Origin of the sequence: Desulfobacter curvatus DSM 3379 (assembly GCF_000373985.1) — a bacterium.
GTDB classification, from domain to species: Bacteria; Desulfobacterota; Desulfobacteria; order Desulfobacterales; family Desulfobacteraceae; genus Desulfobacter; species Desulfobacter curvatus.
In genome coordinates, this window is record NZ_KB893029.1 from 1 (window position 1) to 1507 (window position 1507).

Sequence of the window (1507 nt, forward strand, 5' to 3'; positions counted from 1 at the left end):
TTTGGCCTGGTCGTTATTTCGTTGCTCCTGGGCATCATTATTCGGGCCATTGTATCAGCCCTTCGGATTGGATCTTCCCGTTTCAATTCAATCGGTGTCTTGTTTGTTTTAATACTTCTTTCAAATACCGAATCATATGCAGCTGTCACAAAGACCGGCCAGGTGGATCTTTACCGGGTGGATCAGGCAAACGCGTTCTTTGTTGTCGATGACTATCTTTTTAATACATCCGATTTTTCTCAAATTAATATTTTGACCCAAGCGTATTACCAAAGAACTTCAATTGCAGTAACAGATCTTGATTCTGACCCGGGCCAAGTCGATTATATCGAGATTACCGACACCTCCGACCTGACCTCAAAAAGTATCTCGTTAATCATCGGTGCACTTTCATGTAACGCCCTTGCCCTGGGCCTGTCATTGAGGCTTTAAAATGATCTCTTTACCCGAAGGCTTTGACCTTGCCCTGTTTATCAGTGACATCGTCACATATGTCGGTTTGCCCATTGTGACAATCGCTTTTTCTTTTTGTGTTTTCAGATTGATTTCATACACCATAAGTTTGGGATCATCAAAATGATTAAACTTATTGCCTTCATCACAATGGTGATTGACCATTCGGCCATATTCTTTTTCCCGGAACATGAATTGATCATGAGATCCCTGGGCGCGTTGTCTTTCCCTCTGTTTGCTTATTTCATCACCCAGGGCCTGAAATATACCAATGACCTCCAGCTCTATATCATCTCCTTGGTGACTTGCGCCTGTATTACCCAGCCTCTGTTTAATATGTTGTTCCCGGATCTACATAGACTCAATGATCTTTACACCCTGCTTTTCGGTCTGATTATCCTTGTCCTGTACGAACGGTACGGCTTTCAGGCATTTTATTTGACCCTGCTTCTTGTGTTTGCCAACGTCGTATCAATCTATATTTTCATAGTCTTTGCCGTTTATTTCCTGCATCATCGGCCGGTTTATCTCCTGGGCGCTATGACTACTTTTTTTCTTTTTGTGTATTATTTATCTGGAGCCGCTTATGTTCTGTTCGGTCCGGCTGCAGTGTTCCTCATGTACTCCAGGACCACCATACCTTTGCCAAGAATAATCCAAAAATATTTTTATTATGTGGCCTACCCTGGGCATTTTTTAATAATCATCCTGATCAATTCAATCAGATGCCCGGCAACAACTTGATAACGAATGAATAAATGAACCCTCAAGAATTGAAAAACCACCTTTACCTTGTGGTAAAGAAAAACGGCAAAAGCAGCATCACGAAACTTGAGTATGAATACATGACAGGCAAAATTGATTTCAACACCTATTTGCATTGTTGCTATTCGGATTATGCAAAAGGCCATTTGTCAAAAAATAGGAAATAATCAATATTTAAAACAAAGGGCTCAATCTCCCGGATGGCCACCCAAACTCCCCCACTTGTGGCCACCCCAAAATCCCCCACCTAAACGTCAGCAAAATCTGTTGTAATCGCTGATAATCAAAA

General features: G+C 41.6%; 2 protein-coding genes. Both read left to right on the forward strand.

Going from position 1 to position 1507, the window contains the following annotated elements:
• The coding region (locus tag B147_RS0109825) for a hypothetical protein (protein WP_026259593.1) at window positions 1-432 on the forward strand (432 nt) is incomplete at its 5' end.
• Between the two features lie 144 nt (window positions 433-576).
• Complete coding sequence (locus tag B147_RS0109835) at window positions 577-1197, forward strand: TraX family protein (protein ID WP_020587037.1); 621 nt, start codon at window positions 577-579, stop codon at window positions 1195-1197.
• Window positions 1198-1507 lie beyond the last annotated feature (310 nt).